Source organism: Acinetobacter rudis, assembly GCF_000829675.1.
GTDB lineage: Bacteria > Pseudomonadota > Gammaproteobacteria > Pseudomonadales > Moraxellaceae > Acinetobacter > Acinetobacter rudis.
In genome coordinates this window covers 1-19,109 of the sequence record NZ_BBRX01000069.1, presented here as the reverse complement: position 1 = coordinate 19,109, position 19,109 = coordinate 1, and the positions used below count along the sequence as shown (strand labels likewise).

13 protein-coding genes and 1 pseudogene are annotated in these 19,109 nt (G+C 41.5%); 4 read left to right on the top strand and 10 right to left on the bottom strand.

The window, feature by feature from the left end:
* From Aru01_RS18365 to topA, 3 genes are all read left to right on the top strand, one after another.
* Window positions 1-829, top strand: an 829-nt coding sequence (locus Aru01_RS18365; RefSeq protein WP_042111549.1) for a hypothetical protein, incomplete at its 5' end; no start/stop codon positions are given.
* Between the two features lie 222 nt (window positions 830-1,051).
* Window positions 1,052-1,501 carry a hypothetical protein gene (locus Aru01_RS15080; RefSeq protein WP_016657560.1) on the top strand — a complete coding sequence of 150 codons (450 nt, stop codon included), beginning with the start codon at window positions 1,052-1,054 and terminating at the stop codon, window positions 1,499-1,501.
* A 30-nt stretch (window positions 1,502-1,531) separates the two neighbouring features.
* Entirely contained in the window at window positions 1,532-4,168 is a 2,637-nt protein-coding gene (gene topA, locus Aru01_RS15075; RefSeq protein ID WP_016657559.1) for a type I DNA topoisomerase, read from the top strand.
* 88 nt (window positions 4,169-4,256) lie between these two features.
* Here the strand turns inward: topA and Aru01_RS15070 are convergent, their stop codons facing one another.
* From Aru01_RS15070 to nagZ, 10 genes are all read right to left on the bottom strand, one after another.
* On the bottom strand, window positions 4,257-5,783 hold the full coding sequence (locus tag Aru01_RS15070; RefSeq protein ID WP_016657558.1) for a fumarate hydratase: 1,527 nt from the start codon (window positions 5,781-5,783) through the stop codon (window positions 4,257-4,259).
* Window positions 5,784-6,106: 323 nt separating this feature from the next.
* A complete protein-coding gene (locus tag Aru01_RS15065) occupies window positions 6,107-6,631 on the bottom strand; it encodes a hypothetical protein (RefSeq protein WP_016657557.1) in 525 nt (174 codons plus the stop codon).
* A 78-nt stretch (window positions 6,632-6,709) separates the two neighbouring features.
* Window positions 6,710-7,312 (bottom strand): hypothetical protein, encoded by a 603-nt coding sequence (locus Aru01_RS15060; protein WP_016657556.1) that lies wholly within the window; start codon window positions 7,310-7,312, stop codon window positions 6,710-6,712.
* A gap of 73 nt (window positions 7,313-7,385) precedes the next feature.
* A complete protein-coding gene (locus Aru01_RS15055) occupies window positions 7,386-8,669 on the bottom strand; it encodes an SGNH/GDSL hydrolase family protein (RefSeq protein ID WP_016657555.1) in 1,284 nt (427 codons plus the stop codon).
* A 25-nt stretch (window positions 8,670-8,694) separates the two neighbouring features.
* Window positions 8,695-9,786: an SGNH/GDSL hydrolase family protein gene (locus Aru01_RS15050; protein ID WP_016657554.1), complete on the bottom strand. Its 1,092-nt coding sequence runs from the start codon at window positions 9,784-9,786 to the stop codon at window positions 8,695-8,697.
* A complete protein-coding gene (locus tag Aru01_RS15045; protein ID WP_016657553.1) occupies window positions 9,773-11,170 on the bottom strand; it encodes an MBOAT family O-acyltransferase in 1,398 nt (465 codons plus the stop codon). The genes Aru01_RS15050 and Aru01_RS15045 overlap by 14 nt, the downstream gene beginning before the upstream one ends.
* A gap of 485 nt (window positions 11,171-11,655) precedes the next feature.
* Window positions 11,656-13,800 (bottom strand): phosphate acetyltransferase, encoded by a 2,145-nt coding sequence (gene pta, locus Aru01_RS15040; protein ID WP_016657552.1) that lies wholly within the window; start codon window positions 13,798-13,800, stop codon window positions 11,656-11,658.
* Between the two features lie 81 nt (window positions 13,801-13,881).
* Window positions 13,882-15,090 (bottom strand): acetate/propionate family kinase, encoded by a 1,209-nt coding sequence (locus Aru01_RS15035; RefSeq protein WP_016657551.1) that lies wholly within the window; start codon window positions 15,088-15,090, stop codon window positions 13,882-13,884.
* Between the two features lie 402 nt (window positions 15,091-15,492).
* The gene (locus Aru01_RS15030) at window positions 15,493-16,770 is read right to left on the bottom strand and encodes a glutamate-5-semialdehyde dehydrogenase (RefSeq protein ID WP_255209869.1); all 1,278 of its coding nucleotides are present in this window, start codon (window positions 16,768-16,770) and stop codon (window positions 15,493-15,495) included.
* Window positions 16,771-17,058: 288 nt separating this feature from the next.
* On the bottom strand, window positions 17,059-18,084 hold the full coding sequence (gene nagZ, locus Aru01_RS15025) for a beta-N-acetylhexosaminidase (protein WP_016657549.1): 1,026 nt from the start codon (window positions 18,082-18,084) through the stop codon (window positions 17,059-17,061).
* Window positions 18,085-18,283: 199 nt separating this feature from the next.
* Between nagZ and Aru01_RS15020 the strand changes: the two are divergent.
* Window positions 18,284-19,109, top strand: a pseudogene (locus tag Aru01_RS15020) (carboxy terminal-processing peptidase); the annotation flags it as partial.

Sequence of the window (19,109 nt, the reverse complement as noted above, 5' to 3'; positions counted from 1 at the left end):
GTGTACTTTTACACTGACTGAGTTAAATGAGCTATCGACATTGATTAATAGTGGCCAAGTCATCATCTTAGATTTGCCGCTGGATTGCCGTCAAGAATATCAATATGCAGTATTGGTTGGGCAGTTACTGGTCTTGCTCGATTTAGAGCTTAGTGTTGCGCTATGGTCAGCACAGCCACAGGCAGCACAGTTAGTACAATTATTTCAGCAGGCAGGATTGCAGTGTACATGGCAGCAATTATCAGTCACAGCGCCAGCAGGTAAACAAAGCACAACAGCATTGAGTTGGACTCATCGTGTACGCGTAGCGCTGGATGTTTTATTACAGCCAATACAAAACCATCAACTTTTTGTAAATTATGCGCCTCTAGCTGTTCGTAAAGGTCTAGATCGACTGACGGTGACGAACTGTGATCAAGACAGCAAAGTATCCGAGCGCTTACAAACTACGCAACCGATGGCCACAGATCCTATTGTCAAACAAGAAGAAGCTGCTGTACAACAATTACGCCAGGGTATTGAAGCACTCATTGATGATGCTGGATTAGATACAGCGGTGATCGAAGATGGACAAGCAGATAATGAGATCGAAGAGAGTCTAGCGAGTTTACATTTTCATCCCTCTGATCAGGTTCATTTTGAGTTGCTCCGCCAGTTGCAACAAAAACAAGCAGTAATGCCTAAAGACATCTATTTACTTAAAGATCTACTCAGTGAAGTTTTTCCTGAAGCCGATGCAAACCTGATGATTAAGGCCCTGATTAAAAGAGGGTATATTCATTGGAATGGACACGAAGTGATCTACAGTTATGAAATGTACTTAAACTAATTTAAGTCAGCACAAGCTTATTCATTGCATGAAACTGATGCATTAACTTACTGATTTAAAACATTAAGCAAAGAGATTGTTATTGCTGGTGTTGGATTTAACTGCATGAAAACTAGATTTATTTTTAAAATAAATTAAAGATACATCTCGTGAAATAGAATTTACGTCTTGCCTTTATCCCCAAGCTTATGCAAATCTAATAAAGAGAGAAAAGGGTAATATATGGAAAATACTGGACTTTGGGTTACAGTCATTATTGTGGTTTTTGTCATTGGCTCAATTTTCGGTTTGAGAGTGAGTCCAAGAGAAAAAGCCTTAGGTGTTTTACGTGAAAAAGCTCGTAAAATGGGATTACATCCTCGTTTAGTGGTTGCTCCTGACTGGACTAAAGTACCCAAGGCTACAGAAGATCGTGCCAGTATGATTGCTTATTATAGTGTTTTAATTCCTTCAGGTAATTTGACTTTAATGCGTGCTAAAGTTGAAGATCAAAAGCTTACAGTCGTGTATGGCGATGAGAAATTTAGTGATTTACCCATTGCATTGCAAGGAATTTATGCTATTGATATGCAAGCCAACTGTGTTGGGATGTATTGGGACGAGCATTGTGATCTCAAAGCAACTCAACTTGATGAAATGAAAGCATTTCTACTCTCTTTGGCCGAACATTAATTTTGTAACAACTAGGAATATCAGTTTATTATGGCGAAAGCTCCTCGATCCACAACTAAAGACAGTACAGCAACGGCTGAGGCTGGTAACAAGCGTGCTCTCGTGATTGTGGAGTCGCCTGCAAAAGCGAAAACCATTAACAAGTATTTGGGTTCCCAATATATTGTCAAATCCTCAGTGGGTCATGTAAGAGACCTACCCACAGGTGCGAGTAAGTCAGCAGAAAAAAAACCAGCAAGTCGTGCCAAGCTGACTGAAGCTGAAAAAGCTGCGAAAGCACAGTCTGCCTTGATCAACCGTATGGGTGTTGATCCAGAGCATGATTGGAAAGCACATTATGAAGTGCTCCCAGGTAAAGAACATGTAGTTGCAGAACTGAAAAAATTGGCATCGCAAGTCGATGAAGTCTATCTCGCAACGGATTTGGACCGTGAAGGAGAGGCGATCGCTTGGCATTTAAAAGAAGTGATTGGTGGTGATGATTCACGCTATCAACGTGTAGTCTTTAACGAGATTACTAAAAATGCCATTCAAGAAGCATTTAAACGTCCTGAGCGCTTAGATACCAACAAAGTGAATGCACAACAAGCACGTCGTTTTCTTGACCGTGTTGTTGGCTTTATGATTTCACCATTACTGTGGGAAAAAATTGCCCGCGGTTTGTCAGCAGGACGTGTTCAATCGGTTGCTGTGAAGTTGGTGGTTGAGCGTGAGCGTGAAATCCGTGCATTTATTCCTGAAGAATATTGGCAAATTTTTGCAGATACACAGAGTCAAAAAGATGCAATTCGTCTTGAAGCAGTTAAACAAGCAGGCAAGACACTTAAGTTAAAAAATAAAGCTGAAACTGATGCCATATTAGCCATTTTAAAAAATGCTCAATATGTTGTTTCAAGTCGTGAAGATAAACCGACCAAAGTTAATCCAAGTGCGCCTTATATCACCTCAACTTTGCAGCAGGCTGCGAGTACACGTTTAGGTTTTTCTGTTAAGAAAACCATGATGTTAGCACAGCGCTTGTATGAGGCTGGTTTTATTACCTATATGCGTACTGACTCAACCTTCTTAAGTGATGATGCCGTCAGTATGGTGCGTAGTCATATTGAGGCCGAGTTTGGTAAAAAATACCTACCAGAGAAGCCTAATCGTTTTGGTAATAAAGCCAATGCTCAAGAAGCACATGAAGCGATTCGCCCATCTAATGTCGCACTAAAAGGTGATGGCTTAGTTGGTGTTGAGCGTGATGCACAGCGTTTATATGACTTGATCTGGCGTCAGTTTGTTGCGTGTCAAATGACACCAGCCGAATATCTGTCTTCTACGATTTTGGTCGATGCCAATGGTGTTGAACTTAAAGCCAAAGGTCGTACTTTAGTCTTTGATGGTTTCACTCGTGTACGCGGTGCGAACAAATCCGATGATGATGTGCTCTTACCCGCGGTGAAAGTTGGCGAGCAGCTCAAGTTAGAAAAACTTGATCCTTCACAGCATTTTACTAAGCCACCAGCACGTTTTACTGAAGCATCTTTAGTGAAAGAGTTGGAAAAACGCGGCATTGGTCGTCCATCAACCTATGCTGCTATTATTTCAACGATTCAAGATCGTGGTTATGTTAAGTTAGAAAATCGTCGTTTATTTGCTGAAAAAATGGGGGAGATTGTTACTGATCGCCTCGATGAAAGCTTTAATAACTTGATGAACTATGCCTTTACCGCAGATCTTGAAGGTCAGCTCGATAAAGTGGCTATGGGTGAGCGTAACTGGAAAGAGTTGCTTGATAGTTTCTATGGCGACTTTAAAAAACGTTTGACCAATGCGCAAAGCGAAGCGGGAATGCGTCGTAATCTACCTGTTGAGGTGGATTCAGTTGCTTGTCCTGAATGTGGTCGACCGATGCAGATTCGTACAGGTACAACGGGTGTATTCTTAGGTTGTTCAGGCTATAACTTGCCACCTAAAGAACGTTGTAAAGGTACACTGAATTTAACTCCAGTTGAGTCCTTAGCTGTACTTTCCGATGATGACGCTGCTGAAACAGCAGATTTGATGTCGAAAAAACGCTGTACGATTTGTTCGACAGCTATGGATAGCTATGTGCTTGATGGTAGCCGTAAATTACATATTTGTGGTAATAACCCAGACTGTCATGGTTTTGAATTAGAACAAGGTCAATTCAAAATTAAAGGCTATGATGGACCAAGCTTTCCTTGTGAAAAATGTGATGGCGAAATGCAGTTAAAGACAGGTCGTTTCGGTCCATACTTTGCATGTAATAGCTGTGATAACACGCGTAAGGTACTGAAAAATGGTCAACCTGCGCCACCACGTGTTGATCCAATCAAAATGGAGCATATCCGTTCTAGCAAACATGATGACTACTTTGTGTTGCGTGATGGAGCTGCAGGTCTGTTCTTAGCTGCAAGTAAGTTTCCGAAGATTCGTGAAACTCGTGCACCTAAAGTTGCAGAGCTGCGTAGTGTTGCAGACCAACTTGATGCCAAGTATCAGTTCTTACTTGCGGCACCAGATACAGATCCTGAAGGTAATGCAACACTGGTTAAATTTAGCCGTAAAAATCAGTGCCAATATGTCGGTTCTGAAAATGCAGAAGGTAAGGCAACCAAGTGGAGTCTAGTTTACCAAGATGGTAAATGGGTTGAGGGATAGTTTATATCCCCACTCAAGCTCTCCTTGGAAAAGGCAATAAAAAAGGCCAGCAAGTTCAACTTGCTGGCCTTTTGATTGAATAAGGATCTTAAGCTTGAGCTGCATCTACAACTGGGATTTTACCAATCTTCGCTTGCCAGATTTTTGGTGCAATGGCGTGGATTGAAGTACCGTTTACATCAACAGCAACAGATACAGGCATATCTTCAACTTTGAATTTGTAGATTGCTTCCATACCAAGGTCAGCAAAAGCAACAACTTCCGCCTCACGTACAGCTTTAGAAACTAAGTAAGCTGCACCACCGACTGCCATGAGGTAAGTTGCTTTGTTGTCTTTAATTGCTTCTACAGCAGAAGGACCACGATCAGCCTTACCGATCATGCCAAATAAACCTGTTTCCTCAAGGATAGTACGGGTAAATTTGTCCATACGTGTCGCAGTAGTCGGGCCAGCAGGACCAACGACTTCATCACCAACAGGATCAACAGGACCAACGTAGTAAATGAACTTGCCTTTTAGATCAACAGGAAGTTTTTCACCTTTGGCTAACATATCGACCATACGTTTATGCGCAGCATCACGACCTGTATAGATCGTACCGTTTAGCAATAAAGTATCACCTGGTTTCCAAGAGTTCATTTCTTCTTGAGTAATGTTGTCAAGATCTACACGTTTAGACTGTGAAGAATCCCAAGTGACTTCAGGATAGTCTTCAAGTTTAGGTGCTTGGATGTGTGCAGGACCTGAACCATCAAGTTGGAAATGTGCGTGACGAGTTGCAGCACAGTTTGGAATCATACCCACTGGTTTACCCGCAGCATGGCAAGGATAGTCTTTGATCTTGATGTCAAGAACAGTCGTTAAACCACCGAGGCCTTGTGCACCGATACCGAGCGCGTTGACTTTTTCGAAGATCTCAATACGAAGTTCTTCAGTTTTGTTTTGTGGACCATGACGTAATAATTCGTCCATGTTGAGTTCTTCCATCAATGCTTCTTTTGCAAGCATCATGGCTTTCTCAGCAGTACCACCAATACCTATTCCGAGCATACCTGGTGGACACCAGCCTGCACCCATTGTTGGTACAGTCTTAAGTACCCAGTCAACGATAGAGTCAGATGGGTTAAGCATAGCAAGTTTAGATTTATTTTCTGAACCGCCACCCTTAGCTGCAACAGTAATATCTACTTTGTTACCAGGAACGAGTTTGTAGTGGATAACAGCAGGAGTGTTGTCTTTGGTATTTTTACGACCAAATGCTGGATCAGATAAAACTGACGCACGAAGTACGTTACTATTTTCTAAATAACCCTGACGTACACCTTCGTTAATGGCATCATCTAAGCTCATAGTCAAATCAAATTTAACATCTAAACCAACATCAACCAAGACGTTGACAATACCTGTATCTTGACAGATCGGGCGGTGGCCTTCGGCACACATACGCGAGTTAATTAAAATCTGTGCAATCGCATCTTTAGCGGCTTTATTTTCTTCACGATCGTAAGCACGACTCATCGCTTGGATAAAGTCCTGTGGGTGATAGTAAGAAATAAACTGAAGCGCATCCTTGACCGAGGTGATCAAGTCATCTTGCTTGATAATCGTTGTCATATCAAAATCTCTTGAGCGGGCTGTTAGCTAGCGGGCTAAATTATACGTGATAAACGTGTTGAAGTGGTGATTTAGCAGAATTTTTAGACTATAGGCGAAGAGTAATTGTGATTGAGTGCTAGAGTATAGTTACAAAGATCGACAGGCTTATTTTAGAAATTAAAAATGCTTTGATAAAAACAATAGCTATAATTATTTATACGGCCAATTTAGTTATTCAGCCGATCAGACTTATATTAAATTTATAACGTGTTATTTAACTGTGATGATTGCTAAATAGCAAAAACAAGATGCTATGTTGAATCATCACAGCTTAAATCATTTTATTGTGCTTGATCTTTCTTTAACGCAATTTCTAAAGCATCTAAAAATAAGTTAACGTTTTTAGAAATATTTACAGCTCTTGCACGAGTTGCACGTTGTGCACCTGAAAAATGCCAAGCATCACTGCCTGCAACTGTATCGAAAGTTTCATCTAAAATGATTTTATTTTCAGTATCTTTAACAACATAGTGAATTTTAAGTTTGCCATTGAAGTTACCAAAACTCATCGCTGCTTGACTAGCAACCATAATGTCTGCATCAATCTTGTAGGGTTTAGTTTGATCGTTACCGAATATATTGCTGTCTTTTAGTGCTACCTCTAGAGATTCTTTTAATTTGTTATCTATTCTCTCAAACTTATTGGTAATTTGTGGGTTAATAGTGACTGCAATATTTGCTGCATTGGGAATTAATGCTGGATTATGTTTTACCGTTCTTGCTGTTAATAAATCAGTTGCAATACGTGGCCCAGTACAACCAACTAAACCTATACTAATAACTAAAGCACATAATATTTTTTTCAATTTGATTACTCTATTTTAAAATGCACTGCATTATAAATTAGAAAATTTATAAATAAATCGAATCATAATTTATTTTTATTAAAATAAAAATTTCAGCATGAGTATATTGAGGATCAGCTGAGCAAAACAGAGTAAACCAAAACTAAAACTGAGACTCAATCGCCAGTGACGCCAATCTTGTTGTTGTGAATCAATTTTAAGAATATAACGTGAATATACCTGTATTAATCCTGCAAAGACTAAGGTTGTAACTAAAGTCAGGGCTGCAATCAGGAGTAAGATCGCTGAATTGCTATGTAACCAATCACTCAGATAACCCATGGACGCTATGAAGTAAGACCATGGGCCAAATACTCCCCAAAAAACAATCCATGCAAGCAAATAAAAACTGAATTTGATCTTGCGCGTAAGCTGATTGTTGGGAAGAGACGGTGGGGCAGCCTGTGAGGCGGTCACGTCGCCATTAGATGAGGGGGTGTGTAAAAAACGCTGTGTGATCCATGGCAAGCAGAAACTGCCGATGAGCATAAAGATATAATGCAGACTTTGTTCAATCGAAATACGATAGGCTAGATATTTATCAAGTGTAATGACCAGCGTGATCGATAAGATGAGGATTAGTGCAACGGCGCACATAGCAATCAAAAATGGTCGAGTAAAACCAGATGGAGGCTGTTGCATCTGCGTGATCTCCGAGTCGGCGACTGCTAATTTTCTGCATCGACAGCCGCCTAAGGTTAGGTTTTAAATCAACTTAAGGAAAAGGTGTGCAGTCGTTACCCTTGCAGATGGTTGCATATGGGCGCGTAGTTGTCTTAATGCTAATTCCACCTTGTGGCATCAAATCATCAGAGAGATTATTTGTCGTAGAGCTAGAGTTAGATGGGGCAGTCGTACTTTGAATGTTTGCAAAGTTTAAAATATCTGCAGCTAACATATTGCCTAGTTTTTGGTAGCCTGAAGCACTAAAGTGAACTCCATCACGACGTGCATCACCACGATTAATCCAACTTTTCATACTACAACTACCTCCCATCGCATTTTGCCAATCCCAGTAGAGGGTCTTGTACTGCTGTGCGACTTCACGCTGCATTTGTTGGACTTCACTGAGTTTAACAGGGCGTGTACCACAGCCTCCATTGATATTTTTAAGGCTTTCTGGTGCTGAAACAATCATGACTGCTGTTTTTGGGCTTGCGCTGCGAATGGCTTGAATTTTTTCAACCAAGATTTGGCGAGTCTGTTCAACATTGAGGTTGTCGTTATAAGCTTCGTTGGTGCCATAAGCTAAAATTAATAAATTCGGTGTAACAGCAGCCAGTTCTTTTTGCCAAGCTTGCGTATTCCAGCGGTTCCAATAAGAAAGCTGCGCACCATTGATGCCTAGTGCAGAGACGACAGCACCTTGCCCCGCTTCATTTTGCCCCCACCAGCCACCAAGCGCAGTTTGTTGAGCGTGTTGGCTTTGAACCGTGAATGGTGGTTTGGCAACAAACTCTACAAATTGCCACTGACCATTTTTGACAGGTGCTTCGATTGATATTGAGCGGCCATCTGCATCACGACCAATCAGGGCACTATCACCCGCTTGCTGGCGAATACTCACAATATAACGCTGAGTGTTTTCACTTTGTTTGGCTTTAATGGTAAGGCTTGCAGCTGTTGATTTGGGTACGGCCAATAAACCGCCCAAGGTGTAGTTTTCATTGCTTTGCGTGCGGCTTGAGATGGGTTGCCAACCACTGTTGTCATAACCATAGCGAACCAGACGATGGCCAGTGAAATACATGGGCATTCCCCAGCCCATACCGCCATTACCGAGTGTCGCTTGTAGCTGCAGACGCATATTGTTGGTCATTTCATCTGCAGCAGTATGTGAATCCCCAAGTTGTACAATATGAATTTTTTTTGTTTGTAAGGCTTGAATCAAATTTTGACTATTGGGTTCATTAAAATTGCTTAAACTCGCGGCTGTAAGGCTTTGGCAGCTCATGAACAACATACATGATAGCGAGGTTAAACTTTTTAGTTTATTCATATTAAGCCTTTGTATCTAAGATGGATTAGATAACAATTCTAATATGTTGTTCGATAGACTTGGCAATATTTTTTTGACCTTCTGTTGAAAAATGAATACCGTCAGCGCTGCGCATTTTACTAGACACACCATTTTCGAGCAGATAGTCATTGTAAACATTGTCCGATGTTCCCAAAATTTCTCTTGAGTCGATGAGAAAAGCCTGTTGTTTATGGACTTCATCTGCAATGACATGATTTAGATAAATCATTTGCTGATTTAAGAGATCTTTACGCATATTGGGTGGGCTAATCCACATCACCTTGACCTGATGTTGCTGTGCTGTTTGAATAATCTCAGCAATACGCGAGCGATAGACCGTTTCCCATTGCGGTGATTGAAATTTCAAATAAGCACCACCTGCCGGATTGGGAATATCCCACGGGTCATTTGGCCCTAAAAATACCACCAATATTTTGATCTCTGGATGAGTTTCCAAAGTCTCTTTAATGGTCAGAGGCCAGTTAAAGAACTTGGGATAAGACAGTCCCGTACTTTGTTTGCTTAAGTTTACGGTTTTGATCGCATACTGTTCTTGCAAATACTTTTGTACATGTGGGGCTACACCTTGCATTAAAGAATCACCAGCAAAGAACACTTGATCAGCTTTTGTGATACTAAATTGATTGAGCTGTGCCTCATGAGCGCGTGCTTGGGCCAACGCTTCAAGTCTCAATTGTTCTTGTTTCTGTTTCTCCAGCATGGCGGCCTTAAATTCAGGTGTATAGGCATAATCGACATTGAAGTCGTTGATTATTTCACTATTCCATGCGCTAATTTTGGCTTTAATGCTGTCGTGTTGGTGATATAGCTCATCACCAATTTTTCCACCCAAATTCCAGCTTGGATAATCTTCTAAATCGACCAAGGGGCTAGGCTGATGGTAGGTTTGTTGATAGTAGGCATTAACTGAGTTTTGCATAATCCAAATACTCAATAGTGCACAGACCAATAAACTTCCCAAGGTATAGATAAAAGCCGTGAGTGCAGAACCGTGTTGTGCTGTTGGGTGCTCAAGTGCTGTAGTGAGATCTGGTTTAGGGGTCTCTGTTGATTCAGGTCGATTAGAAGTTTGCATAGATAAAGCCCGGGATACCAGAAGGTGCACAAATGACAATAATCAGGAACACGATAAAGAGTGGAACGATGAGCAAATAACGTGGTAAACGCATTAGGCTGAGGCTAGCACGTTGAAGTAGACGGCTAACAAATGGATATAAACCCCAAGCCACAACCAATAAACTGAGTAAATAAAGTGGGTTATTGGTCCACTGCACATTAATCATATTGTTAAATAAAGCTTGGAAGACTTGTATGGCTTCTTCAAAACTTTTAGCGCGAAAGAAGACAAAACAAAAGCAGACAAAGTTAATGGTCACAAATACTGAAATAACTTTACCGATCCAGCTTGATTTTGACAGTGCATCGCGTGCTTGTTTAGCGCTGACTTTAAAGGTTTTTTGATAAAGTCGATCGCTACAATTGAGAAGGACTAGGGCTAAGCCATGCAAGAGTCCCCAGAGGAAAAAGTTCCAGCCTGAACCATGCCAAACCCCTGAAAGTACCATTGCCGCAACCAAGTTAAATTGAGTACGAGTAAAGCCATCACGACTGCCCCCTAGCGGAATATAGATATAGTCACGAATCCAAGTCGATAAACTAATATGCCATTTATCCCAAAAGTCACGAATATTGTGTGCGAGTAAGGGCGCTCTGAAGTTAACTGGAATACGAAAACCAAGCAATAGAGCAAAGGCAATCATCATTTCACTGTAACCAGAGAAGTCTAAGAATAGCTGTAAGGTATAAGCATATATTGCAGCTAAAATTTCTAAGCTATGGTATTGCATTGGATTGGAAAAAACAGGGTTGACCCATTCATCTGCAAGCCAACCAGCAATCCACCATTTTTTAATGAGTGCAACAATAATGAGTAATAAGGCTAAACTCGGCAATAAGACTTGACGTGGTGTAGTGCTACGCAGCTGCTCACTCATACCGCAGTTTTGACCATAAATGTCAGTGAGTCCTTTGGCACTTTTAGCACGTGCAATCGGGCCTGCCGTAATCGTGGCAAAAAATGAAAAGTGAGTTAATAACTGCAATACACCAAAACGGGGCACTTCCGTTTCGTTGTGATAACGACTGACAAGATAACTAATTGCTTGGAATGAATAATAAGAGATACCTAAAGGTAAAATCAGGTTGGCCATGAGCCCAGAACTATCGAGTTGTAGGGTATCGAGTGCTTGGCTGATATGACCCTTAAAGAAATCATAATATTTAAACCAACTGAGTTGGATCAGAGTGAACACTATGCCTGTGATGAGAATTTTCTTTTTATGTTGCTCATAGGCATCCATAGCCAAAGACAGTAGATAAATCCCCAGACTAAATCCCAAAAGTATGCCAACCGCAGTTGCATTGGCCATCGCGTAAATGATCGCATAGCTTGCAAGCATTAAAATGAAGTTTTGAATTTGTGGCTTTGTTCGAAAAGACCAATAAACACAGAAGAAAAGTATGAATAATAAACTGAATTCTATGGATAAGAACGAGAACATTGTTGTTGGGTCTTTGAGATTTAGCTGGCGGATTCTAGCACGCTCATTTGTGAATGTAATTATGCGAACGTGTGCTTTTTAAGCTAAAAATGACAAAAGTTATAAAATAATAATCCCCAATAAATTCATGTGATTGTATCTGAAGTGTCAGGGTTAAATTTAATCATGAAAATCTCAAATTAGCTGAAAAATAATCATGTTACAGCTAAACGATATTGATTGTGTTAAGCAGAGCAGGCTCAGTGATATATGTGTGGATTGAAAGAGATAAATATGTTGATTTTTCGATTGGTGCTGAGTTTTATAGATCGATAAGTTTTCAGTTTAGAGTGAAAAGCCCTTTGCTCAGTCAAGTTGAACAAAGGGCTTGGTCGGACAATGGATTAAGCTGTTTTTTGTTGTTCAGCCTGAATCGCAGTCAAGGCGATGGTAAAGACAATGTCATCAACCAAGGCACCACGTGACAGGTCATTGACAGGTTTGTTTAGGCCTTGCAGCATTGGTCCAACACTGACGACATTGGCAGCACGCTGTACAGCTTTATATGTGGTATTACCTGTGTTGAGATCTGGGAAGATAAACACATTGGCACGGCCTGCGACTTCCGAATCTGGAGCCTTAGAGCGACCTACACTTTCAACAGATGCGGCGTCATATTGTAGTGGTCCATCGATCAGTAAGTCAGGACGACGCTGCTTAGCGATTTCAGTTGCTTCACGAACCTTGTCAACATCTGCTCCTGTACCAGAAGAACCTGTGGAATAAGAAATCATAGCAATGCGTGGGTCGATACCAAAAGCTTTTGCAGAATCAGCAGATTGGATAGCGATTTCTGCCAACTGAGCTGCATCTGGATCAGGATTAATCGCACAATCACCATAAACATAGACTTCATCTGGTAACAGCATAAAGAATACCGATGAAACCAGTGAATAGTCTGGTGCGGTTTTAATGAGCTGGAACGCAGGGCGTACAGTATTGGCCGTGGTATGAACTGCTCCTGAGACTAGACCATCAACTTGATCGAGTGCCAGCATCATCGTGCCTAATACAACAGTGTCTTGTAATTGTTCATCTGCTTGGGCCTCATTGAGTTTCCCTTTACGCAGTTCAACCATTTTAGCGACATATTCAGCACGGATAAGGTCTGGATCAATAATTTCGAGATCTGCTGGTAATTCGATATTACGTGCTTTGGCAATTTCCAATACAGCTTCAGGTTTAGCAAGTAAGATACACTGCGCGATGCCACGAGATTGACAAATTGCTGCTGCTTGAATCGTACGTGGTTCATCACCTTCAGGCAAAACGATGCGTTTTTTGGCCGCAATTGATTTTTGTACAAACTCATGACGAAAAGCTGATGGTGATAGGCGTGCTGTATATTGGCCATTGACCAGTTGAGTGAGCCAGTCTAAGTCGATGTGACTTGAGACAAAACGTGTGACTTGAGTCGCGCGTTCGATATCATCAATCGGGATTTCATTGCTTAACTGAGCCAGTTGCTGAGCCGTTTCAAAAGTGCTGAGCGTAGTATGTAAAATCGGCAGACCATTTTTAATCGCTGGTTGACAGAAATCTAAAATCTGAGCGCTGGGTTGATGGTGTTCAGTTAAAATCAGACCCGCTAAAGGGATGCCATTACTACAGGCAAGGCTACTGGCGAGTAGGACATCAATACGATCTGATGCACTGATAATCAATTCACCAGCAACAAACTTGTTCAGTTCATATTCGATATTTGATGAAATTAAACTGCTATGCAAGACACGACGTTTTTCTGCCTTACCGACATTAATCCAGCTGGCACGAATTTGTTGGGCAAGGTCACTTACACGAGGGACACTTAAGCTGTCACTAAAGGGCACCATACCGATAATTGGGAGCTGAGCTGAGCCAATATGTGCATGTGTTTTTTGAATTTCTTGACTAAATGCAGCGATCTCTTTGTTAAGGCGTAGGCTTGGATCTAAGGTTACAGGAATTTCTGCAGTGCCTTCTGGTAGACCACGAGTACGCATGAACAATACCCCAGCCGTGCGTTCTGATGCAGCACCACCAAAATGACGTAACTGAGTTTCTACTTTTTCAGCACTACACTTGGCTTGACGAATATTTGCATTACTTACAAATACAACTTTGGCATCGAGCGCCTGTGCAAGCGAGGCATTGAGGCTTGATGCAAAGCTATCACGTGCGTTTGGTAATAAGCCTTCAACGATAATAAAATCATGTGACTTAGCAATTTGACGATGCATATGAACCACTTGCTCAAGTAGTTCATCGCTCTCACCTTGGTTAAATTGCTGAATAAGCTGAGTATAAGCAATCGGTTCGACGACATTATCGGATTGGGTAAGATGTTGATAGAGCGCAGTGGTGCGATCCGTTGTTACATCATATTCTTGGGAAAATGGTTTTAAAAAACCAGATTTAATACCTTGGCATTCCAATGCATAAATAAAACCTAAGCATGCAGATGTTAAACCTACACCTTCCCCAGTTGGCACCAATAAAATAGTTTTCATATATGTGTCTTAACCTTTAACAAGGTGAGTCATAATTAAGTAAATTTATATTAGATTCAAAATCTTGCAATGACAACGGTATTAAACCGCTGCCACTGCTGCTGTTGAATCTTGCGCAGTCAGATGATCGACCACAGTACGAGTTTCTTGTGCAATACGACCTTCTTCATCTGTTGGAATTACCCAGATTTGAGGACCTGTACCACCATCAATACGACCTTCAGTGCCACGTTTTAACTCATTATTTTTTTCTTTACTGAGTTCGAACGCAAAGTGCGGGAGATATGACATTGTTTTTTCACGGATATAAGCTGAGTTTTCACCAATACCACCAGTGAAGATGAGGCCATCAACACGTGGTAGACCACAGCTAATACCTGCCAATGATTTAGCTAAACGGTAGCAGAATACTTCAATGGCAAGTGTTGCATCTTCATTGCCTTGTTCAGAGGCTTCAATCAATGTACGCATGTCATTAGACAGAGCAGAAAGACCAAGCAGACCACTCTCGCTGTTAAGCATCTTGTCGATTTTTTCGATGCCCCAACCAAGGTTGTTGGCCAAGAAGCTATGAATACTTGGATCGACATCACCACTACGTGTACCCATAACAATACCTTCAAGCGGTGTTAGACCCATTGAAGTATCCACACTTTGGCCATTCCAGATCGCACAAGTTGAGCTACCATTACCAAGGTGAGCACTTAACCAGCCGCCTTTTTCCATATGTTCAGACAATTGTACTGCACGGTTAGAAACATAAGCATGGCTTGTACCGTGGAAACCATAGCGACGTACATTGTGTTCGGTATACAGAAATTTCGGTACTGCATAGCGATAAGCATGGGCAGGCATAGTTTGGTGGAATGCTGTGTCAAATACAGCAACTTGAGGCAAGTCTGGGAACAAACGCATGGTTGCGTCGATACCAATTAAATGGGCAGGGTTGTGCAATGGTGCAAGAGGTGTTGCTGCACGAATACGATCAATAATTTCAGGCGTCAAACGTTCTGCTTTGGTCAAGCTACCACCATGTACAACACGGTGACCAATGGCTTGTGGACGATATTGAGATAGACGGTTGAGTACAGTTTCTAATGCTTTTTCGTGGTCCGCATAAGGAATCGAAAGTTCAAGCGGTTGACCACCAAAAGTAATCCCTTTGATGCGTGCTTCAGCAGAACCTAAATTCTCTGCTAAGCCGTAGATTCGATCTTCACGACGATCAGACACAAGTGCATATTTGATAGATGAAGAACCACAGTTGATGACCAATACTGATGTAGACACGTTGAATTACCCGAATTATTAAATGATGAATCTTCCTGATAAATTCAATCACACCTTTTAAATGGCGGGCTGTGTAGAGTACAACGCAGCGCAGCTAAAAAGTTGCAATATCGAATTAGTGCTTAAGTTTTAGCATAGGGTTTTTATTTGGCCTAGTTAGACTTTAGGTCATTAGACTTAAGCATGATCGACCAAGGTGTATAAAAAAACACAATGCAGGCAAAAAAAATGCCTTAACTTGAATCTAACAAGGAAAGCACTAAGCAGCAATTGTGAAGTTCAATTAAATTGAAAAAGTTGTTTTAAAATGTGAAAACCCCTGCATTCACATGGTGAATACAGGGGCTTAATTTGACTATTGCGACTTATTGATTAAAAAATGCAGTCATGGTGAACTGATTTTTATTGACGGATCTGGCCATCACCTAAAACAATCCACTTTTGTGAGGTGAGTCCTTCTAGACCCACTGGGCCACGTGCATGAATTTTATCGGTTGAAATACCGATTTCTGCGCCGAGACCATACTCAAAACCATCAGCAAATCGAGTCGATGCATTAACCACAACTGAGCTTGAATCAACGCGTGCTAAGAATTGACGTGCTAGACTAAAGTTTTCAGTAATGATGGCATCAGTATGGTGTGAACCATAATGGTTGATATGTTGAATGGCTTCATCCATACCTGTCACAACTTTGATCGCCAAGATAGGTGCGAGGTATTCTGTTGCCCAATCTTCAGTGGTGGCTGCAATACAGGCCTCACCTAAGATTTGTTGGGTGACTGGACAGCCGCGCAGCTCAACGTTTTTTTCAGCGTAAAGTGCTGCAATTTGTGGAAGGAAATCGGCAGCAACTTTTTCATCCACCAAGAGCGTTTCCATGGCATTACACACGCCATAGCGATGTGTCTTGGCATTTAGAGCGATGGGCAATGCTTTGCTAAAGTCAGCTTGTGCTTCAACAAATACATGACAGTTGCCATCAAGGTGTTTGATTACAGGAATAGTTGCTTCACGGGTAATACGTTCAATTAGCCCTTTACCACCACGCGGTACAATCACATCAACATATTCAGACAGAGTAATCAACTGACCAACAGCTGCACGATCTGTTGTATTGACAACTTGTACACAATATTCAGATAAGCCAGAAGTTTTAAGTCCTTCTTTGATCGCTTGAGCAATAGCTTGATTGGAATGTAATGCTTCTGAACCACCACGCAAAATAATCGCGTTACCCGATTTTAGTGCCAGCGAAGCAGCTTCGAGTGTCACATTTGGGCGTGATTCATAGATCATACCAACGACACCTAGAGGTACACGCATTTTACCCAGTTGGATACCTGAAGGGCGATAAGCCAAGTCAGTGATTTCTCCAATAGGATCAGTCAAGCTGATTACATCTTTTAGACCCGCTAGCATTGCTTCGAAACGTGCTGGTGTAAGTTCTAAGCGGTCGAGTAGCGCAGCATCCAAATTTTGTGCAATGCCTTGCTGCACATCAATTTGATTTGCTTTTAAGATGTCTTGCTGTTGACTTTCTAATGCCGAATAAATAGCAAATAGGGCATTGTTTTTGACGAGGGTAGACGCGCTTGCCAAGATGGTCGATGCTTGGCGTGCTTGTTGCCCAAGGGTTTGCATGTATTGCTCAATGGACTGTTGCATGGCAGTGATCATTTCTCTGTAAAAAGTGGTGCGATATCTTCATGATGGTAGCAGTGCCGTGCCGAACACGCTACGGTTATTTTTTACAGATGAGTCAGCGCTGCGATCCAAGGGTGGAACTGATGAGTTTTGTAGCCTATCTAAATGAATTTTATTTAGTTCTACTTGACAGTTACTTTGAGAATGCTCAAAAAAGCAGTACGTTAAGTCGTGCGAAAAATGTTCGACTTTGGTCGTGCTTGCTCAAATAAGCATCTTGGCAAGCCTGACCATCGTTGAGGGGCTTAAGCTGATTTCAACTTAATTTGCGGTTGCATTTTTAAATGCTTGAATCGTTTCTACACATTGTTGCCACTCTGAACCTAAATCCAGTGTTTCCCCAATACTGATCTGTGGAATTTTGCCACGCATGCGTTCTAAACGTGCTTGATTCGGCAAAGCTTGCGTTTCGATTGCAGACAAAGCTAAAAGTGCAGCTTCGCGATCATTACAAACCAAGCCCATATCACAGCCTGCACCAAGTGCCGCCAAGATTCGAGCATCTGCACCACCTGCAACACCCGCTGCTTGCATGGAGAGATCATCTGAAAACAACACACCATCAAATTTCATTTGTTGTCTTAGGATTTCTTGGAGCCAAAACTTTGAAAAACCAGCAGGGTTAGGATCAACTTGATCATAAATCACATGAGCTGGCATCAGTGCATCAAGTTGGGCTTGTAACTGGATAAAGGTCTGCATATCTTTTTGATAGATCTGATCATAGCTGCGGCTATCTATTGCTGCTGCAACATGTGAGTCCGCTTTTACAGAACCATGACCTGGGAAGTGCTTACCTGTGGTTGCCATGCCTGCTTGTTTCATGCCCTGCATAAACTCGCGCGCCAAGATAATAATATGCTCTGAGTTGTCGGCAAAAGCGCGATCTCCAATTACATCACTAATGTCATTAATATCAAGGACAGGAGCAAAACTAAAGTCAATTCCTACTGCAAGGACTTCAGTGGCCATCAACCAACCGCACTGGCGTGCCAAGCTACAGGCTTGCTCTGGGTCTATTTTGTAATATTCACCGAAACGTCCCATGGCAGGAAGCGCAGTGAAGCCTTGACGAAGGCGTTGAACTCGGCCACCTTCTTGGTCAACAGCAATTAACAGGTCAGGACGAATAGCGCGCATATGATCCGTTAATGCTCGTACTTGTTTAGGGGATTCAATGTTACGTGCAAATAAAATCACGCCACCGACTTGCGGAGCTTGTAATAATTCAATATCTTCTTGAGTGAGTGTCGTCGCTGCAATATCGAGCATCAATGCGCCAATCATGAAATACTTCCGTTGCTATACGTTTTTGGAAAACTGAACAATAACTGAATTTTGCAATGATTTGCTACATTTCATTGATACAGATTATGATAAAACTACACGACATAAACAGAATAAGATGATTAACATTCTGATTCTACTCACTTCAGTTAGAAATATAACGCTGAAATTGGAAAACTCTAGGACTTAAACGGTAATTATGAAACTTCAAACAATCGCTTGTGCAGTTGCAATTGCGACTGGTGGTTTGTTCTTTAACTACGCTATGAATGAAGCTATTGCAGCCACACAACCTGCAACCGTTTCTTCGTCCGTCATTAAACCTACACAAGAACAAGCTTTGGCTGCTCGTCAGCTCGCCGTTTTGGTCGATCGAGGCCATTATTTAAATTTACGTTTAGATGCTGCGACGTCTGCACGTATTTTGGATATGTATCTTGATAGTTTAGATCCAGACCATAGTTTATTTTTAGCTTCAGAAGTTGAGTCATATAAGAAAAAATATGCCAACAACTTTGGGACAGCGTTAAAGACAGGTGATTTAACTGCACCCTATAGTATTCATGCACAATATCGTACCCGTTTAAATGAGTTTTATAGTTTTATGTTGGCTGAGCTGAAAAAGCCGCAAAATTTAAAACAACCAAATGCATATTTAGATATTGATCGAGAAAAAGCAGCGTATTTTGGTACTCGTGCCGAGCTAGAAAACCACTGGAAAAAAGCTTTAGTTTCACAATTGATTAACTTAACGATTACCAAAGAGGAAGAAGATGCTAAACAAAAGGCATTAAAAGCTGATCCTTCATTGGCCAATGGTCAGGAGTTAAGCAGTTCTGAGGATTTAACCCCAGCGCAAACGCTGACCAAACGTTATACACGTAAAGTTGAACGTCTTAAACGTATGAAGAGTGACGATGTTTTAGACAAAACACTCAATGCAATGACGGCAACCTATGATCCACATAGTAACTACTTCCCACCTGTAGATGCGATGGAAATGAACCGCCAAATGCGCCTAGAGG

Bases quoted from the DNA above. Each gene is read 5' to 3' on its own strand.
- Aru01_RS15080 (WP_016657560.1), top strand. From the start codon at position 1,052: ATGGAAAATACTGGACTTTGGGTTACAGTCATTATTGTGGTTTTTGTC.
- topA (WP_016657559.1), top strand. From the start codon at position 1,532: ATGGCGAAAGCTCCTCGATCCACAACTAAAGACAGTACAGCAACGGCT.
- Aru01_RS15070 (WP_016657558.1), bottom strand. From the start codon at position 5,783: ATGACAACGATTATCAAGCAAGATGACTTGATCACCTCGGTCAAGGAT.
- Aru01_RS15060 (WP_016657556.1), bottom strand. From the start codon at position 7,312: ATGCAACAGCCTCCATCTGGTTTTACTCGACCATTTTTGATTGCTATG.
- Aru01_RS15055 (WP_016657555.1), bottom strand. From the start codon at position 8,669: ATGAATAAACTAAAAAGTTTAACCTCGCTATCATGTATGTTGTTCATG.
- Aru01_RS15050 (WP_016657554.1), bottom strand. From the start codon at position 9,786: ATGCAAACTTCTAATCGACCTGAATCAACAGAGACCCCTAAACCAGAT.
- Aru01_RS15045 (WP_016657553.1), bottom strand. From the start codon at position 11,170: ATGCTTGCAAGCTATGCGATCATTTACGCGATGGCCAATGCAACTGCG.
- pta (WP_016657552.1), bottom strand. From the start codon at position 13,800: ATGAAAACTATTTTATTGGTGCCAACTGGGGAAGGTGTAGGTTTAACA.
- Aru01_RS15030 (WP_255209869.1), bottom strand. From the start codon at position 16,770: ATGATCACTGCCATGCAACAGTCCATTGAGCAATACATGCAAACCCTT.
- nagZ (WP_016657549.1), bottom strand. From the start codon at position 18,084: ATGATTGGCGCATTGATGCTCGATATTGCAGCGACGACACTCACTCAA.